Source organism: Verrucomicrobiia bacterium, assembly GCA_035577545.1.
In the GTDB taxonomy this organism is placed as follows: domain Bacteria; phylum Verrucomicrobiota; class Verrucomicrobiia; order Palsa-1439; family Palsa-1439; genus Palsa-1439.
The window spans coordinates 107,668-123,751 of sequence record DATLVI010000004.1 but is presented as its reverse complement, the minus strand read 5'-3'; the positions used below and the strand labels follow the sequence as shown (position 1 = coordinate 123,751).

Sequence of the window (16,084 nt, the reverse complement as noted above, 5' to 3'; positions counted from 1 at the left end):
CGCGTTCTCCCTCCTAAAACTTTACTGCGGTGTGGCGTCCAAAAGTTGTTTCATTTCCGGGCTGGGCTCTTTGCGCGGGGCCTGAATCTGCCGGATATGGCTCTGCGTGATTTGCTTGTGAAAAGGAATCCCGAGGATCGGCTGGACGTATTCCACCGTGATGGTGACGAGCTTGTTGACGAACGTCACGTCGAGTCGGTTGCCGACCAAATGCTGTGCCACCGTGCCTTGTTGTGTGTCCTCGTATTTGATGTAGATGTCGGCGGGCTTCAAGTCGATGCCGAGTTTCTTCGCCTCGTTGACGAGGTCCTGCTTGACGGAATCCATCGAGTTTTCATCGACGAAATTGAGTTCATGGTCGACCCGTTCCGAGAAGTCGCCATTCGCCTTGAACTGTCTTGTCCCGGTCAGGCCCGCGTACCCGATCAACACGACCACCACAAGCGCGATCATGCCCTTCATTTTGGCGCTCCTTCCAAAACCTTCTGCGTCGTGCGAAAATGCGTTTTGGCCACCTTGCCGAGCACGCCGCCTCCATGCTTCGCGACGAGTTGAAAGCCGGCCTCCTGGACCGCTGTCGACGCGCCTTTCGGCAACTCCACGCCGTATTCCTTGCTGAGTTTGCGCAATCGCATCACGAACCCATCACGCGCGATAATCGACGCGGCTGCGACCGCCAGATCGCTCTCCGCCTTGTGCCGCTGCACAAGCTGAATTTTCCGGCCCCGTTCCATTAGTGCCTTCTCGATGATACGCTTGTTGCCGAACTGGTCGGAAATCGCCTTCGGGCTGTCCACGCGCGCCAGCATGTTCTCGATCACCCGTGCGTGGCCCCAACCCAGAATGTCATTCACGTTGCGCATCCTTGCATGCAGTTCATTATACTTCTCGGGGCCGATGGCCACAACATCCGTAACGCAGCCTGGTGTCGTGCGGATCTGCTTCGCGACCTCGGCGATCCGCGCGTCGCTCTTGATCAATTTACTGTCACGCACGCCGATTTCCATCATATTTCGCGCAGCCGCCTCGTTCAAGAACGCGCCCGCAATCACCAGCGGCCCGAAGAAATCACCCTTCCCGCTTTCGTCCACACCGATGCGCGGCTCCAACATCGTCGGATCAAGAATATGCTCGTACCCAAGCCGCGCTTCGCCGAGCAACTGCGGTTCGAGGTAGAACTGGATGAAATCGGTCGTCCCCTTCCCCTGGATGACCAGTTTGCCGCTGGTGTAGACCGCGACATTGACCTTCTCACTGTCGGACATCGCCCCGAAGTGAGCGTACGGCACCTCGCGGAAATCAAAGCCGCGCGCCTGCAAGTCGCGCTTCAGTTGCGGAATCTTGTCAGCATCCAGCAGACACGTGTAGGATGTGCGCTCGGCCATGGCGACACGATTCCACATACCAACCGCACGGGTCAATCTCGAAAGCTTTCGGGAAACGTTCCACCGCGATTTGCTGCGCTGGTATCGACGCCACCACCGGCGGCTCCCGTGGCGTGCCACGCGCGACCCGTACCGCATCTGGGTTAGCGAAATCATGTTGCAACAAACCCGCGTGGATACAGTGTTGCCATATTACGGACGCTGGTTACGAGCATTCCCAACCATACACGCGCTGGCGCGGGCGAAGGACGACCGCGTGTTGAAGTTGTGGGAAGGGCTCGGGTATTACTCGCGCGCGCGCAATCTACACCGGGCCGCACAGACTGTTGTTCGCGAATACGGTGGCAAACTACCGCGAACGGCGGAGGGATTGCGCCAACTTCCCGGCATTGGCCGCTACACCGCCGGTGCGATTGCCAGTATCGCCTTTGGGGAACGCGTGGCGCTGGTTGATGGCAACGTGGCGCGGGTGTTCGCGAGGGTCTTCGCCGTCACCGCCAACGTCAGGGCACCACAAACGATGAACAAACTCTGGCAATTCGCGGAAGATTTGGTGCCCAACAGTGACCCCGGCGAATTCAACCAGGCGTTGATGGAACTCGGCGCGCTGGTGTGCACCCCGGCAAACCCGCGTTGTGAGGTCTGCCCGATGCGGCACGTTTGCGTTGCGCGGGCGCAGGGGTTGGTCGATCAACTGCCGAATCGCGGGCGGCCGCAAATGACGGAATGCGTTGTTGCGAGTGCGGCGCTTGTACGCCGAAATGGCAGCTTGCTAATGCAACGCCGCCCCGAACGCGGGTTGCTGGCGGGAATGTGGGAATTGCCGACCTTGGGCCGCGGACGATTCCGCAAGGGAAAACAGTTGCTGGAACTTCGCCACGCGATCACCAACCGCCGCATCACGCTCCGCGTGTTCGAGTGCCAATGCGGGAGCGCGCTTCAAAGCAAACGCACCGGCGAATTGCGCTGGGTGTCCGCCACGGAGTTGAAGCGGTTGAGTTTGTCGTCGGCGCACCGTCGAGCAATTGCCAAGATTCTTTCAGCGTAGTAGCAGGACGGGGCTGTCCGTCGCCCGCAAGAGTTTGCCGAGGATGTCGTTGAGAAGTCGATTCGAGAACTTCGCGCGAGTGCGCGGAGCCATTACGATAAGATCAATCGGCGTTTTCTCGACAAAGCTGAGGAGGTTGCGCATCCGCTTCGCGGGATCGGCAAACAACAGGACATTGGTCCTGGCCGCGTGGAGCCTCGCCGCTTCGGGCAGCGGCTTGTTCGCGGACAATCGTTTGGCGCGGTTCGTTACCAAGGGAAAGATATGCAGCATGCTGTTGAGCTTGTCGGCCCACGGAAGAACTTTCACGAGCGGCTCAGCGCCGGCGGGACCGAGTTCCGTCAGTAGCAGGATGTGCTTGAAGCGTGGCCGCTTCCAATCCTTGTCCTTGACGGGCCGTCCGCGGATGCACAATACATGGCACGGCGCGCGGGCGATGATCGACTCGACGATGTTGCCGACCGACCACCACGCGAGGTTGACGCCGCCGTTGTTGGCGGCCAGGCAGATCAGATCGACCTTCTTCTCGCGGACGGCGTCCATGATCGCGGCGGCGCGATTTTTCTTATAGAGATACATTTTGGCGACGGCGATCGATTTCTTCAAGGGCGGCAAGTCAGGCGCACCCAGGTCGAGTGTGAGCATTTTCGACAACTTCGGAAAATCCAAAAGGCACTCCGGCTCGTGGAGTGAGGCGGGATCCATCACGTGGAGGAGGTACAGCTTGCTGTGAAACGCCTGCGCCAGCGTCACCGCGTAGGGAATGACGGAATTCGACGGGTCGGAAAGGTCGCTTGGTACGAGTATCTTCTCCAGCATCCTGAACGTGCTCCTCCTCTGCGATCCCCCGGCCCAAAATCTATAGAAGCAGACCGCGCTGAAAGCAATGATTTTCCCCGCTGGCCTACACCAGCGGCAACTGCTCCGCGCCATCGGGTACCGTGCAGGCGCGGAGAACGGGAAAGCCTTCCCGTAATGACACGGGAGCGCGCACAGTCGCCGCCAGGACGAGACGCGCCTTGAACTGCAGGGCATTGGCAAACGCCTTGCCGTCCTTGTGATTGTTAAAGACCACGAATGTTTTCTTCGTGCGCGCCGTGATTTTTGTAACGTGAGCGAGCAATTCGTCCAGTTCCATCGCCGAATAGAGGTAATCGTAGCGTCCGCCATACGCGTCCTGCTTCTCGCGGAACCAATTCTTTGCATTGCGGCCATGCACGCGAAAATAGCCGACCTCGGCTGTCACGTGCGCGGTCGGCGGGAGGCAATGCGCCAGCACGGGCTGGTCGATATTGCAAAACGTGAGGCGTCGTTCGCGGAAAAACTCCAAAGTCCCGTCCGCGAGCCAGGAATCGTGGCGCACTTCGACCGCCAGCGGCCAATCGGCAAACGCATCCGCAATAGCGTCCAGCCAGTCACGGTTCTTTGGGTCGTTTCGGAACGACCATGGAAACTGAAAGAGGAGGCTATCGAGCCTCCCCGCCTCGCGCAATGGCTGCAACCCGGTGGTGAGCAGATCATGTTCAGCTCGCGTCCATGGCATGGATCGTTCATGCGTGAACCGCTGCCATGCCTTCGCCAGGAAGCGGAACCCGGGTTGCTGCTCCAGCGTCCGGACCCAGCTTTCCGTCGTCCGCGCCGCCGGCGGATGGTAGAACGAACTGTCCACCTCCACGCAGTCGAGGTACCGTGCGACGGCACGAAGTCGGTCCGCCGCCTTGCCCGCCGGGTACACGACGTTCTCCCAGTCCGGATAACTCCAGCCTGCCGTGCCAATAAGGATCGAGGCGTCCACCATGGTCTGGGCGTATCTTACCGCGTGCTCTCGCTGTGCAAAACCTTTTTGACTTTGCCGCGGGCTGCTGACACACTTTGGCGCACCGCATCTGCCAGGGAATTGATTATCAGGCTTGTGCCGAGTTCATGGGCTCAAAAAAGAAAAAAAACGCCGCAGCGACAAAAGCGACGCAACAGCCAGAGGCTGAGGGACCTCCGAAGACCACATTGTGGCCGGCGGTGGGCACTCCGGCCCATCTGGCCATCGTCTTCGTGCTCGGCGTGGTCGTCCTCTTCACGTACGCCAACACCGTGCATAACACGGGCTTTGCGCTCGACAATAAATTCATCATCCTCGAAGACCCCCGGCTGCGCGACGCCAGCCCCAATAATATCCGTCTCATCTTCCACGAAGACTACTGGTGGCCGAAGGCGGTCAGTGGACTCTACCGACCATTGACCACGCTGTCCTACATGTTCAATTACCACACCCTGGGCAACACCGATCATGCGGCGGGCTATCACTGGATTAATTTCTTCCTGCATTGGGCCAACACCGTCCTCGTCTACTTTGCGGTGCTCGTGCTGATGGAGCGGCTCTGGCCGGCGTTCTTCGCCGCCGCTCTATTTGGCACACACCCGCTGGCCACCGAATCGGTCACGAACATCATTGGACGTTCCGACCTGTTTGCCACGCTGTTTTTGCTGGTTGGGTTCCTCTGTTACGTAAAGAGCACGACGACCGATCGCCAGCGCAAGTTATGGACCGGCCCCCAGGTCATCATGGCGGCGATTTCCACGGTGTTGGCGGGATTCATCCTACTCTGCTGGAAACTTCCTACCTGGGTTTCACCGACTTTGCTCAATTGGACCGCGATCACGATCGCTCTGGCGACGCTCGCCGCCACCACGTTGACGTTTGCGTGTCTCGTGGGTGGTTGGGCCAAACTCCCATCCCTGCTGCTCTTGTTGCTATCAACAGCCGTCGGCGTGTTCTGTAAGGAAACCGGGATCGTCGTACTCGGCGTATTGATGCTCTACGACTTCACCTTCCGACTCCACCGGAAACACCCGAATTGGCTCTTCAGTTTCATCTCGAATTTTTGGGAATTTGGACTAAAAGGTTACGTTGTCCTCGCTGCCCCGGTACTCGCGATGTTCTATACACGAAGTTGGGTTTTCGGGAATCTGCGACCGCCCGAGTTGCCTTGGGTGGACAATCCGCTGGTCCGCCCGGACGTTGGTTTTTGGCAGGCGCGCCTGACGGCAATCAAGGTTATCGGGAAATACTTCTGGCTGCTTGTCTGGCCACAGGTGCTCTCGTGCGATTATTCCTACAACCAGGTCCCGATCGTCAACTGGCACTTCAGCACGTTCGAAGACTGGAAAGCCATCATTGCGTTGATCTCGGTGGCGACCGTGCTACTCGTCGCGATCCGTAATTATCGCCGCAATAAACCCCTCTTCTTCTTCGTGTTTTTTTTCTTCGGGACCTTGCTACCCACGTCGAACCTGTTCCCGAAACTGGGCGAGCCGCTCTTTGAGAATTGGCACATCTTTAGTTGGCAAGTGTTCAATTGGCCCATCGTTAAAGAGACGTGGTGCATCGGCAGCATCATGGCGGAACGCTTCCTGTACATGCCGTTGATCGGGTTCGTCGGCTGCGTGGTGCTCGCCGTCTACGCGATCTGCCGTAACCTGATCCCGCAAATGGATGTCTCGGCGTGGGCGCAGCGCATCTGGCTGCAGGTCGTGGCGCGCACCGCCCTCAGCTTGATGGTCGTCGCGTACGGCGCGCGCTCGTTCTTGCGCAATCCTGACTGGGAGGATGATGAACGGCTGTGGACGAAAGCCGTCGAAGCCTGCCCGAACAGCTTCAAGACCCACAAGTCACTCGCCTTTGCGCTCTACGAGAAGGACCCCGAGGGCAAGAACATCGATCGCGTCATCGCGGAGGGTGAAAAGGCACGCGATGTCACGGACAAGACGCAGATCGTCCTCCTCCACCTCGGCGCCTACTACCGCATCAAGGGCGACACGCTCGCCCAGCGCGCTCCGGACGGCACCCTCGTGCCGACTCCCCAAAGCCTCCCGTGGTACCAGAAGTCCGTCGAAGCCCTCAGCGCAGCGGTGCCGCTGGACCACGAATTCAACGACGACAACCGCCGCAAGGAACTGAAGCGCGGCCGCAAACCCGACCAGATCCCGGATATCGGCAACCATGAGATTTACTGGAACCTCGGGCTTTCCTACATGCGCATGTCACAATACCAGCAGGCGCTCGATGCCTACACTGCCATGCGCCATCTGGCCCCCACGAATCCCGATGCCTACCTGAGCATCGCGTCGGTTTATCTCTCCACTGGACATTCCGAGGAAGCCGGCATCTCGTTGCTGGAAGCGCTGCTGCTCGACAGCAATCGCTCGGAGGCTCTGCGCTTGCTCGTGGACATTTACCGCCAAATCGACCATGAAGGATGTTCGGTGGTCATGTCCCAGGGACAACCACGACTCAATTCCGACTGCGCGATTGTCCACAATCATATCTGCTCCGCTTACTATGGGCTCATTCAGGTGTTTCTTGAAACCAGGCAGTTCGACATGGCGAAACAAACCAAACAAAATGCGCTGCAGGGCTACCACTGCCCGCCGGAATCGTTCCAGCAACTACTCCCAGAGCAACCAACCACAGTGAGTTCGAAATCATGATCAAAACCCTCTGCGGCCTCCTGGCCGCCTCCTTGCTTTTCTCCGTTGTGAAACCAACGCCGGCCGCTGGCGCAACCGGGCTCCCCCAGTCGCTAACACTCCAGGATTGCCTTGACCTGGCGATCAAACAGAATCCGTCGATCCTCAAGGCCCAACAAGAGATCCGCCGTACCCAGGGCGTCATCGTTGAGACACGCGCGCCGGCCGTGCCGCAGATCACCGCGTCCGGCTCCGGCGAGATGATCGCCAGGAGCGCGATTGATGCATTCCCATTCCCTGCGGGTTCCGGCGGTACCAATACCGTTTTTGGGAACCAAACACAGCCCTGGAGTGCGCAGGTCCAAATCTCGCAGCTGCTTTACCAAGGTGGACGCGTTAGTGCCGCTGTCCGCGCCGCAAAGCTGTCCGACCAGATCGCGGTGCTCGGTTTTCAAAAGGCTGTTGCCGATACCATTCTCGATGTACGGAAGGCGTTCTATCAAATCCTATTGAACAAGGCCATCGCTGAGGTCCGCGAGCAATCCGTCACACTGCTGGAACAACAACTCCTGGATGCCCAGTCGCGGTACGACGTGGGCGCCGTCCCGCGCTTCAACGTCCTGCGCGCCGAAGTCGAACTGGCCAACGCCAAGCCGCCGCTCATTCGTGCCCAGAACGACCTCCGCATCTCCAAGGAGTCCCTGGTGAAACTACTGGCCATCGATTCCACCACCCAAACGAACGATTTCACTCCGATTAATTTCGAGGGCACACTGGCTTACGAGCATCGCGCTTGGGATCTCCCTACCGCGCTGCAACAGGGGCTTGAGCATCGCCCGGAGTTGCTGCAAGCAGAACAACAAATCGGTGTCGCCAAGGCCAATGTCAAAGTCGCTTCTTCCGGCTACAAACCGGAAGCCTCCGTCTTCGGCAACTACGGTTGGCATGACGACACCTTCTTCAACAGTCCTGATGCTACTCGTGAAGGCTGGACAGCCGGTGCCAGCGTAACCTGGGCGCTTTTCGACGGCATGCTTACTCGCGGCAAAGTGAGCGAGGCGCGGGCACTACTTCAGGAGGCGAATCTCGACTATGCCGACACGCGCCGCCAGGTGGAACTCGATGTGCGCCAGGCCTACTCCGATTATCTTCAGACCATCGAACTGATCGAAGCCCAGAAGAAAACCGTGGAAGAAGCCGAGGAAAGTCTGCGGCTGGCCAGAGCCCGTTTCCAAGCCGGTACCGGCACGCAGTTGGACGTTCTCAGCGCCCAGACCGCGCTTACCGATGCCCGCTCCAATGAAGTCCAGGCACTCCACGACTACAATGTCGCCATCGCCACGCTGGAACGTGTCACCGGGATGACGGTGCGTGTGGCCAATTGATCCATGCAGTTCGAAACCTTCGCGCCGCTAAACCAACTCCCATTCGCTACCCACGCGTTCACGCTGCGCACGACAGAAGACACGAAGACCAACGATTTCGAGGGCCGCACGCTCGTGGCGCTGGGATTCTCCCCGACTCGCTTTGCCTCCGCCGAGCAAACCCACGGCAATGGCGTCGCGGTCATCTTTGAAACTACCGGCGAGCGCGTGCCGATGGTCGATGCGCTGGCAACATCCGTAAGAGGTTTGCCGCTGGTAATTCGCTGTGCCGACTGCGCCGCAGTCTTCATTGTCGACCGGCGGACACCAGCCATCGCCCTGGTGCATTCTGGCAGGAAGGGAACCATCGCCAACATCGTGGGAAGTACCGTGGTGACCATGCAACAGAAGTTTGGAACGGATCCCGCCGATTGCACCTCATTGATCAGTCCTTCCATCGGGCCGTGTCATTACGAAATGGATATCTGGAGTAGTGTTGAACAGCAATTGCGCCAGGCAGGTGTGAGCGATGTTCACAATCCCCGCGTGTGCACAGCCTGCCATCTCGACCACTATTTCTCTTACCGGGCTGAAAAAGGCCAAACGGGACGGATGCTCGCCGTCCTCGCCCTGAAATCACCATGAGCCTGCTGGTTCCGTCGCGGCGTTTCGATCCCATGGTCCCCGAGATCATGGATCGCCGAGGCAACGAACCCACGCTCCTGCGTGCCGACCTCCGCGTTCTCGAAGACGTCAACCGCTACCTCGGCGGCTACCGCATTCCATTGCTTTACTTGCAGAAGCTCTCGGACTCTCGAGATCGATCGAGAGCGTTAACAATTCTCGATCTTGCCACAGGCGCGGCTGATGTACCCCGCGCCATTGCCACTTGGGCCCGATCACAGCAGGTGGACGTTGCCATTACCGCTGTCGATGGCAATCCAGAGATTTTACGGATCGCGCGCGAAAATACAGCTGGCTGGCCTGAAATCCGCGTTGAGCAACAGGACCTCCTCGCGCTCCCCTATCCCGCCGCCAGCTTCGACGTGGTCCTCTGCTCGCTCGCGCTGCACCACTTTTCCGAGTTGGACGCAGTTGCAATCCTGCGACGCATCCGCGATATTGCGCGCGCCGGCTGGATCATCAACGACCTGCGGAGGAACCGGGTCGCAATCGGTTTGAGCAAGCTCATGGCGCACACGATCATCACCAACCCCATCGCGCGTTTTGACGCACCCGCCTCGTGCGAACGCGCCTTCACCATTGCCGAATGGCGTGCGATGGCCGCGCGCGCGGGCCTGGACCACTTTACCATCCGCCGCCACCGGTTCTTTCGCATGGTACTGGCAGGACGCAAATGAGCATTCGTACCGAGAATTCCATTCTCATCAAAGCCCCGCTCGAAAAGATCTTCGAGACCACGGCCAACCTGTTGCTCTGGCCCAAGGTACTCCCGCACTATCGGTGGATTCGCGTCCTCAACACCGGCGACGACGGCCTGATCGTCAAAATGGCAGCGCGCCGTGGCTGGGTGCCGATCCAGTGGACGTCTCGATTCCGCGTTGATCCGAATGCGCGCGAACTGCATTTCGAGCACCTCAAGGCGTTCACGCGCGGGATGCAGGTACTGTGGACGTATACACCCACGCCCGAGGGTGTGCGGATCACGATTTCCCATGAACTGGATCGCAACTCAGCTTTCGGTCGCTGGTTCGCGCACAACGTGTTGGGCGAAATGTTCATCCGGCCCGTGGCAACGCGCACCTTGTCGCAGTTCAAACAATACCTGGAACAGAACGGTGCCTGAATGCTCGTAACTTCAAGAGTCATGCCACACCATCGCGTCGTCGTCACCGGAATTGGGGCCCTTACCGCCATCGGCTGCGGCCGGGACGGGCTGTGGCGGGGAATCCAGCGTGGCAAGTCCGGGATTCGCCGCCTCACGCGCTTTGATGCCTCACGATTTGAGTCGCAGATTGCGGGCGAAGTGGACGAGTTCGATCCGCTGGCGTACTTCCCTGCGCGACGCGTGAAACGATTGGATCGTTTTGCGCAGTTCGCTTTGGTTGCGGCGAAGATGGCCCTCGAAGATTCGCAACAAGGCGGCCAACCTCTTTGCCCTGGAGACCCGCCCTTCCCGCAGATGGGCGTTTGCGCCGGCACGGCGCTCGGTGGTGTTGCCCTGGCCGAGCATCAACATGAGTTATTCATGCGTCAGGGAATCCGTGCCGTGAATCCGGCGCTCGCGTTCCTCGTATTCGGCGGCTCCGGCGGCTCTCACGTCGCCATCGAACTCGGCTTCACCGGCCCGGGTAGCACCAACTCGAATAGTTGTGGCTCGGGCGCAATTGCACTGGGTGAAGCGTTCCGCCACATCCAGGAGGGTCGCGCGGTGGCAATGGTCGCCGGCGCGGCCGAAGCGCCGCTGGCCCCGCTCACGTTTGGCGCTTTCGACGTGCTCCACGCGATGAGCAAAGGGAACGGCAACCCCGCCCGCGCCTGTCGCCCCTTCGATGCCACCCGCGACGGGTTTGTCATGGGTGAAGGCGCGGCGATGTTCATTCTGGAAGAGCGAGGTCACGCGCTGGCGCGCGGCGCGCACGTCTTCGCCGAAATCCTCGGGTACGCCTGCAACAACGATGCCCACCATATGCTCGCGCCCCGTCCCGACGGCTCCTGCGCGGCGCGTTGCATCCACGACACGCTGGTGGATGCGCGTGTGTCTCCTCAACACATCGATTACATCAACGCCCACGCGACCGGTACGCCACTTGGGGATGCCGCGGAGACGCTGGCCATCCAGCAGGTTTTCGGGGTCCGCGCCCGACAGATTCCGGTTAGCTCCACCAAACCGTTCCATGCCCACCCGCTCGGCGCATCAGGGGCGATCGAGATCGCCATTTGCTGCCTGGCGCTGGAACACAATTATCTCCCGCCGACGCTCAACCTGACGCACGGGGATCCCGAGTGCGACCTCGACTGCATTCCCAATGCGGGCCGCAATGCGCGTGTGAGTTGCATCCTTTCCAACAGTTTCGGTTTCGGCGGAATCAACGCCAGCATCATCCTCGCCCGCCATGAGTGATTTCGACGTGATCGTGATCGGCGGCGGGCCGGGCGGGGCGGCCACCGCCGCGTTGTGTACCCGGCGCGGTTTGCGCGTCGCGCTTTTTGAGCGCGCCCGATTCCCACGCCACAAAGTTTGTGGGGACGTCATCAACCCGAACTGCTGGCCCGTGCTCGAAAACCTTGGCATCGCAGAAAGAATTCGCGCGCTGCCGCATCATGAAATTGAGGCCGCGGTATTCACGGCGCCCGCAGGCAGGGTGGTCAACGTTCCCATGCCGCGCGGAGCGGCTGCCATTCGTCGCAGTTTATTCGACCAGGTATTGTTGGAGCACGCCAGGGTCTGCGGTGTCCAGGTTTTCGAGGATGAAACCGTCCGTGAAATAACATCGGAGAGACGGGTTGTGACCAGCACGGGATGTTATCGCGCGAGGAAGGGCATCATCGGCGCCGATGGGCGGCATTCAATGACGGCGCGGAGCGCGGGTCTCGTTCGCAAGCCTCCTGAAAGGAATGGTCACATCGCATTCCAGGCCCACTTTCGCGCACCAGCGGCTTTGGACCAGCGCGTCCAACTTCATCTCTTTCGGGGGGGTTACTGTGGGTTGGTACGCGTGGATGGCGAGCGGGCGAATCTCTGTATCGTGACCGACCGGCGCGGTGCACGGTTCCACAACGACTGCGAGGCGCTTTTCGGGCATACCGTCTCCCGGAACTCGCATTTCCAGAATCTGGGCATCAATCCCGAACCGATCGAGCCACTGCAAAGCGCGCATCCGTTGCGCGGGCCAATGAACATCGCGGCCCGGAACGGTGTTTTTCTCGTCGGTGACGCGTTGCGCGTGATGGAACCCTTCACGGGCCAGGGGATTCTCTTTGCCCTGCGGACGGCGGAGATCGCAGCGCAGTCCATCTGCGGCCTCTCGCAACCCGAAAGGAATTATGTCGCGGGCGTTGCCACGCTCTACCAGCGGCGCGGACGGACGAACGAATGGCTCCATCGCGTGATGTATCGCGAGCGCGCGGCCCGCGCCATCATCCCGCTGGTTCGCCGCCTGCCCGGGCTGGCTGGCTGGCTGGCTGACAACGTTCTTGGCGAAGAGCGGCGCTTTCGGTAGGCTGCGTTCACAATGAATCAAAGCACCAGCAACCGCGCCGTCTTTCTCGACCGCGACGGCACGATCATGGAGGACTCGAATTACGTCGGCGACGTCGAGCGCGTCCTGGTGATTCCCAGCGCCGCTGCAGCGCTCCGTCGATTGCAAGAGGCCGGTTACAAGCTTTTCATCATCACCAACCAATCCGGCGTGGGACGCGGGTACTTCACTCGCGAAGCTGTCGAATCGATCCACGCGCACCTCGACGAGTATTTTGGCAAGCATCACGTGCATTTTGATCGTTACTACGTTTGTCCGCATCACCCCGAGGATAATTGTGACTGCCGCAAACCGAAGCCCAAGTTTCTGCGCGACGCAGCACGTGAATACGGGCTCGATTTGTCGCGCTGCTTTATGGTTGGCGACCGCGCCAGCGACATCCAGGCTGGCATTAATGCGGGCGTATCGACCGTTCTCGTGCTCACCGGCGTCGGTCACGAGACGCTGGCAAAGCGGGAGGTCAAACCCGACCACGTAGCCGAGGATATCGGCGCGGCGGCATCCTGGATCCTGAAGGGCAAACCGTGAACCACCGCGCATCCCACCCAGTTTCTGGTCTGAGGTCCCGCTTTTTACATGGTTGCAGTCCGTCGCGTTTTGGGGGATGGTATGTGCCATAGATGCAGCCGATGAAAGCCCTGCGCGAACCCGATCGCATCGCCCTCGCCAAGCTGTTGGCGGACCAGGATCCACGCCAGTTACAACTGGTGCAGGAGAAGTTGGCGGAACGGGGCACGGAAGGCATCACCTTCCTGGAATCCGTGGTGCTCGATGGCGAACCCGCAGCCCAACGCAATGCGCAGTTGATGTTGCGCTCGCTTCGTGAAACGGTGGCCTGGGAGGGACTGGCGAAGTTTTGCGCGACGTGCGGGAGCCATTTTGACCTGGAAGTCGCGTGCTGGCTGGTGGCCAAGACCCGCTACCCGGAGATGGACGAAGTCGCCTATCGCACCCGGCTCGACCAGATGGCGCAAGAGTTACGCGAGCGGTTGACCGGGCGCGAGACACCGCGGTCCACCATCGAGGTCTGCAACCACTATCTTTTCCGTACGCTCGGCTTCCGCGGCAATCGGCAGGATTACTACGACCCGGATAATTCCTATCTCAATCGCGTCCTGGACCGTCGCATCGGGATTCCCATCAGCCTGTCGGTTCTCTACCTGCTGCTGGCGCGGCGGCTGCGTATTCCACTGATCGGCATCAACATGCCCGCGCATTTCCTCCTCAAATGGCAGTCAGCCACCGTAAGCTTTTTCTTCGATCCCTTCCATGAGGGCGAGTTACTGGATGAGGACGATTGCCGCGAACTGTGCAAACGACTGGGTGTGGTATTTAACCCTGTTTTCCTGACACCGACCACGCCGCAAATCATCCTGCTGCGGATGTGCAACAATCTCCACGCGATCTACACCGAGCGCGAGCCTGCCCGTGCGGAACAGTTTGGAAGGTTCGCTGCATTGTTGTCCCACCCGTAAGTTCTGGCGACAATTACCGCGACCGGTGATGCTCTCGTCGAGAAGAAGAACTGAAGCTTCGAACAAGGCGCTTGCTAAGGGCTGGTGATGGTGAGCTTCAACTTCCCTATGTTGCCAGCAGACCCTTCAACAACGATGAAAAATGTGTTCACGCCATCCGTCCGGAAGTTGAGTGTCTCGCCGGTGATACCGAGGTTGTTGGTACACGAGACTGCAACCAGATTACTGCAGTTGCCTTCCCAGACAGAAATCATGGAGTCAAAGTTGGCTTTGGACGCGGTGACCGTAAATGAACGGTTCGCCACACCGACATCCGGCAATATTTTCCAGCAGGCATCCGGCCCACCCGTTCCACAAGTTGGACTTGGGAATGCGTTCGTGAAGCTGCTCAGATTGACCGACTTGGTGAATACCGCGCTGGAGAAGGATCCGGCGGAACTGGGAAACGCCACCGTCGCCGCCGCCGCGCAACTGTTATTCACACCAGGGCACGTGGCTTGCGTCGTTGGGTCATGCGCCAGGCTCTTTAACACTTTGGTGCTCGTTGCCGAACATTCCACGAGGCCTGCTGGAAAATTGTTCGTTTCGCCGCCGCTATTGAATTTTTTGAGCAACGCCGTCATGCTGGTGATCGCCACCGGATCCTCACCGGCCGCCACCTGACGGGCCTGGTCAATCAAGTTCGCTGCGAAGGTCACATTTGTGTGTGCGTTCACATAAGACACCTGCCCCGGTTGCGTGCCGAACAGCTGGACGTTGGCAATTGCCGCAATTAATTCCACCGCCAACTGTTTCCTCTTCACGCATACGCCCGACGCTTTGGACCGGCTACTCTGCGTCCCGCCGATTTCGCCCGTAAAGCCGGTGGATTTCCAATAGAGACCAAGCGCTTCCAGCGTTGCATCTTCGCTATCCTCGACATTGTCGCCATTCGAAAAGCCATTCGGCAAGGTGATAAAACCAAGATTCATGACACCGCAGTTGGCGTCGATACCCCGGCGCAAGGTAACGCAATTCGTATCACTGCTCTCCTGGTGCGTGAACCAGAAACGCGACGGGCGGGTAATATAGCCGACATTATTGGTGCTCGTGGTGATGGGGGTCAGGAACAAAGACGCTGATACCGTGGCGGAAGCACCAGCGTCGATCACCAGGGCGGTTCCGCTGTTGTGACCGAAAAAGTAACTTACAGCACAATCTCCTCCACCGGGAGTGCAAGCGGAGTTGACCGTGGCAATGTCCAGAGTCGGATTTATCGTGTAATCAAACGCCGTTCCAAACGCATTCGGCCAACAAACGTACTGCAATAAATCCGGCGGCGTCGGCAATGGAACGACGGTGTTCGGCCCGACGACAGTCCCGAAGATATTGAACGTGGGGGGGTGAGGATTACGGTCGTTATCCACCATGAGGTACGCCTCGAACGTTGGATCATTGAACTGGGTCTCCGTGGTAAGGACATTGCAATTGGCGGAGACCAGTGCGATCGAATTTACCGGCGTAAACGTAGGTCCATCGTCAATGCCAATCTGGTAGTCCCAAAAGTAGCGAACACCAGCGCTCAAGGAATTAGACCCGTTGTTGATGATCGTGGTCGCAACTTCAATTGTCGAATCCTCAAAGGTCGTCCCGTTGACCTGGACATCCTGAACAATCGTCATGGCATCCGAACTATTTGACCCACCCGGCAATGTGTAGGTGGTTCGAAATCCGGTGGAGCCCAGCGGGGTTACAACGCCGAACGGATCCAGGAAAACCGTTGTGTTTGCACCTGATTTCCCGGGTGATTGAGTATAGTCCGTATTGCTGGAATAGGAACGAATCGTGTTGAACGAAGTGTCCGGCACGCCATTGCCAAAGAGCACGTTCAAACCAGGGCCCGCAGGATGCGAAGGTCCGGTCGTCGCCGTGTAGAGCCCGACACCCGAGCCCGTCGTGTCCTGCACAAATACCTGGTAAAACGCATTTCCCGCGGACACGATGGCCTGCGCCGAAGGAGCCGTCAGGGCAAAACACGCGAATACGAGCAGGCCTCTCCACGCCAATCGTCCCAGCAAACTCCAACTACTATTCTCTCTGTATTCCGTTCGCATAACTCACTTCTTCCAGCTCTTCGTCACCAAAA

The 16,084-nt window shown here is 59.2% G+C and carries 15 protein-coding genes; 10 read left to right on the top strand and 5 right to left on the bottom strand.

Annotation, left to right across the window (positions count from 1 at the left end):
- Positions 1 to 21: 21 nt before the first annotated feature.
- Positions 22 to 462, bottom strand: coding sequence for a hypothetical protein (locus VNL17_00665; GenBank protein HXI82581.1), 441 nt, complete (start codon positions 460 to 462; stop codon positions 22 to 24).
- Positions 459 to 1,385 carry a ribonuclease HIII gene (gene rnhC, locus VNL17_00660; GenBank protein HXI82580.1) on the bottom strand — a complete coding sequence of 309 codons (927 nt, stop codon included), beginning with the start codon at positions 1,383 to 1,385 and terminating at the stop codon, positions 459 to 461. Before rnhC ends, VNL17_00665 begins: the two co-directional genes overlap by 4 nt.
- On the opposite strand from rnhC, the gene mutY reads away from it, so the two are divergent.
- Complete coding sequence (mutY, locus tag VNL17_00655; protein HXI82579.1) at positions 1,384 to 2,433, top strand: A/G-specific adenine glycosylase; 1,050 nt, start codon at positions 1,384 to 1,386, stop codon at positions 2,431 to 2,433. The genes rnhC and mutY overlap by 2 nt on opposite strands.
- On the opposite strand, the gene VNL17_00650 is transcribed toward mutY, so the two are convergent.
- Positions 2,425 to 3,252: a universal stress protein gene (locus VNL17_00650; GenBank protein HXI82578.1), complete on the bottom strand. Its 828-nt coding sequence runs from the start codon at positions 3,250 to 3,252 to the stop codon at positions 2,425 to 2,427. The two genes, mutY and VNL17_00650, sit on opposite strands and share 9 nt — an antisense overlap.
- An 85-nt stretch (positions 3,253 to 3,337) precedes the next feature.
- On the bottom strand, positions 3,338 to 4,231 hold the full coding sequence (locus VNL17_00645) for a DUF72 domain-containing protein (GenBank protein ID HXI82577.1): 894 nt from the start codon (positions 4,229 to 4,231) through the stop codon (positions 3,338 to 3,340).
- Between the two features lie 218 nt (positions 4,232 to 4,449).
- Here VNL17_00645 and VNL17_00640 point away from each other — a divergent pair, with 218 nt between their 5' ends.
- From VNL17_00640 to VNL17_00600, 9 genes are all read left to right on the top strand, one after another.
- The gene (locus VNL17_00640; GenBank protein ID HXI82576.1) at positions 4,450 to 6,918 is read left to right on the top strand and encodes a DUF1736 domain-containing protein; all 2,469 of its coding nucleotides are present in this window, start codon (positions 4,450 to 4,452) and stop codon (positions 6,916 to 6,918) included.
- Positions 6,915 to 8,282, top strand: a complete 1,368-nt coding sequence (locus VNL17_00635) for a TolC family protein (protein HXI82575.1) — start codon at positions 6,915 to 6,917, stop codon at positions 8,280 to 8,282. Before VNL17_00640 ends, VNL17_00635 begins: the two co-directional genes overlap by 4 nt.
- A gap of 3 nt (positions 8,283 to 8,285) precedes the next feature.
- Positions 8,286 to 8,906: a polyphenol oxidase family protein gene (locus VNL17_00630; GenBank protein HXI82574.1), complete on the top strand. Its 621-nt coding sequence runs from the start codon at positions 8,286 to 8,288 to the stop codon at positions 8,904 to 8,906.
- A complete protein-coding gene (locus VNL17_00625) occupies positions 8,903 to 9,622 on the top strand; it encodes a methyltransferase domain-containing protein (GenBank protein ID HXI82573.1) in 720 nt (239 codons plus the stop codon). Before VNL17_00630 ends, VNL17_00625 begins: the two co-directional genes overlap by 4 nt.
- The gene (locus tag VNL17_00620; GenBank protein ID HXI82572.1) at positions 9,619 to 10,068 is read left to right on the top strand and encodes an SRPBCC family protein; all 450 of its coding nucleotides are present in this window, start codon (positions 9,619 to 9,621) and stop codon (positions 10,066 to 10,068) included. The genes VNL17_00625 and VNL17_00620 overlap by 4 nt, the downstream gene beginning before the upstream one ends.
- Before the next feature lie 21 nt (positions 10,069 to 10,089).
- On the top strand, positions 10,090 to 11,346 hold the full coding sequence (locus VNL17_00615) for a beta-ketoacyl-[acyl-carrier-protein] synthase family protein (protein HXI82571.1): 1,257 nt from the start codon (positions 10,090 to 10,092) through the stop codon (positions 11,344 to 11,346).
- Positions 11,339 to 12,445 carry an FAD-dependent monooxygenase gene (locus VNL17_00610; GenBank protein HXI82570.1) on the top strand — a complete coding sequence of 369 codons (1,107 nt, stop codon included), beginning with the start codon at positions 11,339 to 11,341 and terminating at the stop codon, positions 12,443 to 12,445. Before VNL17_00615 ends, VNL17_00610 begins: the two co-directional genes overlap by 8 nt.
- A 12-nt stretch (positions 12,446 to 12,457) precedes the next feature.
- Positions 12,458 to 13,012, top strand: a complete 555-nt coding sequence (gene gmhB / locus VNL17_00605) for a D-glycero-beta-D-manno-heptose 1,7-bisphosphate 7-phosphatase (protein ID HXI82569.1) — start codon at positions 12,458 to 12,460, stop codon at positions 13,010 to 13,012.
- Between the two features lie 92 nt (positions 13,013 to 13,104).
- Positions 13,105 to 13,959 carry a transglutaminase-like domain-containing protein gene (locus VNL17_00600; GenBank protein ID HXI82568.1) on the top strand — a complete coding sequence of 285 codons (855 nt, stop codon included), beginning with the start codon at positions 13,105 to 13,107 and terminating at the stop codon, positions 13,957 to 13,959.
- 74 nt (positions 13,960 to 14,033) lie between these two features.
- Here VNL17_00600 and VNL17_00595 read toward each other — a convergent pair whose 3' ends face one another.
- On the bottom strand, positions 14,034 to 16,052 hold the full coding sequence (locus VNL17_00595; GenBank protein ID HXI82567.1) for a hypothetical protein: 2,019 nt from the start codon (positions 16,050 to 16,052) through the stop codon (positions 14,034 to 14,036).
- Positions 16,053 to 16,084: the final 32 nt, after the last annotated feature.

Excerpts from the sequence above, each read along its gene's own strand:
- VNL17_00665 (HXI82581.1), bottom strand. The coding sequence starts at position 462 with ATGAAGGGCATGATCGCGCTTGTGGTGGTCGTGTTGATCGGGTACGCG.
- mutY (HXI82579.1), top strand. The coding sequence starts at position 1,384 with ATGGCGACACGATTCCACATACCAACCGCACGGGTCAATCTCGAAAGC.
- rnhC (HXI82580.1), bottom strand. The coding sequence starts at position 1,385 with ATGGCCGAGCGCACATCCTACACGTGTCTGCTGGATGCTGACAAGATT.
- VNL17_00650 (HXI82578.1), bottom strand. The coding sequence starts at position 3,252 with ATGCTGGAGAAGATACTCGTACCAAGCGACCTTTCCGACCCGTCGAAT.
- VNL17_00645 (HXI82577.1), bottom strand. The coding sequence starts at position 4,231 with ATGGTGGACGCCTCGATCCTTATTGGCACGGCAGGCTGGAGTTATCCG.
- VNL17_00635 (HXI82575.1), top strand. The coding sequence starts at position 6,915 with ATGATCAAAACCCTCTGCGGCCTCCTGGCCGCCTCCTTGCTTTTCTCC.
- VNL17_00630 (HXI82574.1), top strand. The coding sequence starts at position 8,286 with ATGCAGTTCGAAACCTTCGCGCCGCTAAACCAACTCCCATTCGCTACC.
- VNL17_00625 (HXI82573.1), top strand. The coding sequence starts at position 8,903 with ATGAGCCTGCTGGTTCCGTCGCGGCGTTTCGATCCCATGGTCCCCGAG.
- VNL17_00620 (HXI82572.1), top strand. The coding sequence starts at position 9,619 with ATGAGCATTCGTACCGAGAATTCCATTCTCATCAAAGCCCCGCTCGAA.
- VNL17_00615 (HXI82571.1), top strand. The coding sequence starts at position 10,090 with ATGCCACACCATCGCGTCGTCGTCACCGGAATTGGGGCCCTTACCGCC.
- VNL17_00610 (HXI82570.1), top strand. The coding sequence starts at position 11,339 with ATGAGTGATTTCGACGTGATCGTGATCGGCGGCGGGCCGGGCGGGGCG.
- gmhB (HXI82569.1), top strand. The coding sequence starts at position 12,458 with ATGAATCAAAGCACCAGCAACCGCGCCGTCTTTCTCGACCGCGACGGC.
- VNL17_00600 (HXI82568.1), top strand. The coding sequence starts at position 13,105 with ATGCAGCCGATGAAAGCCCTGCGCGAACCCGATCGCATCGCCCTCGCC.
- VNL17_00595 (HXI82567.1), bottom strand. The coding sequence starts at position 16,052 with ATGCGAACGGAATACAGAGAGAATAGTAGTTGGAGTTTGCTGGGACGA.